The organism is Actinomadura bangladeshensis, from assembly GCF_004348335.1.
Classification (GTDB): Bacteria; Actinomycetota; Actinomycetes; order Streptosporangiales; family Streptosporangiaceae; genus Spirillospora; species Spirillospora bangladeshensis.
The window spans coordinates 1-1,167 of sequence record NZ_SMJW01000554.1; the positions used below are offsets into that span (position 1 = coordinate 1).

The window sequence follows — 1,167 nt, forward strand, 5'->3', positions numbered from 1 at the left end:
CCCCCACTCGAAGCGACCCCCCACCCGAAGCGACCTCCAAGGGGGTGCCATGACCTCACGGGCCGCGGATGCCCCTTCGTGCGGGTTCCCACGATCAGGGGTGGGGGCAGGTGCCCTTCCGTGCAGGGCGCGGTCGCGGCTGAGGTAGTGCCTCCGGGGTGCGGCTCTGGAGGCGGTGCGCTGTTGGGGTTTTGGGTGGGTGGTTGCGGCGGGGGCGGAGAGGTCGGACGATAAGGTCGCTCATCGTGGCGGGTGCCGGGGTCCGGGTGTCCGCCGACGCTCCTCCGACCGCGCATGGGAACGGGATGTCGACGCTGAACCGTCTGGTGCTGTGGAACATCGATCACACGCTGGTCGACGTCGGGCGGGTCACCCGGGACGCCTACGCCGAGGCGTTCCAGCGGACCATCGGGCGGCCGCTGGTCCGGCTCGCGCCCACCCCCGGCCGCACCGAGTCCGAGATCATCTTCGAGACGCTCGCGTTCAACGACGTCGTCACCACCGACGACCATCTGCCCGCGTTCTTCGACGCGCTCGCGGAGGCGTTCGCGTCCCGCCGCGCCGATCTGCGCGCGCACGGGCGGGTCCTGGCCGGTGCCGGGGAGGCCGTTGAGGCGCTCGCGCACGTCCCCGGCGTGGTGCAGTCCGTGCTGACGGGTTCCCTCCAGCCGAACGCCATGTTGAAGGTCCGCGAGCTGGGCCTCGCCGGGCGCCTCGACCTGGACGCGGGCGGCTACGAGAACGGCGTCTACAGCAAGGCCGCCCTCCTCGAACTGGCCCGCAGCCGCGCCGGCGACCGGCACGGCACGCGCTATCCCGACTCCGCGACCGTGTACATCGCCGACTCGCCCCGCGACGTCCAGGCGGCCCACATCGCCGGCTCCCCGATCATCGCGGTCGCCACCGGCAGTGCCACCGAGGCCGAACTCCGTGCCGCCGGTGCGGAGACCGTCCTCGCCACTCTCGCCGACACCGACGCCGTCGTGTCGGCAGTGGCCGATCTGACCCGTATCTGACCCCATACCGATCCGTCCTTCCCTGTCGGTGCGACCCGTGCCACCCAGTGTCGGCAGGTGCGGCGGGCCGGGGAACTGGAATGCGGTTCTGTGGAAAAGGCGGGCTGTGTGGGCGGTGAGGATGATCCGGCCCGAGGGTGTGTGGGCGGGC

General features: G+C 72.0%; 1 protein-coding gene. It reads left to right on the top strand.

Features of this window, described 5'->3' with window-relative positions; translation table 11 throughout:
* Nucleotides 1-305: 305 nt before the first annotated feature.
* On the top strand, nucleotides 306-1,016 hold the full coding sequence (locus E1284_RS40800; protein ID WP_131945453.1) for an HAD family hydrolase: 711 nt from the start codon (nucleotides 306-308) through the stop codon (nucleotides 1,014-1,016).
* Nucleotides 1,017-1,167 lie beyond the last annotated feature (151 nt).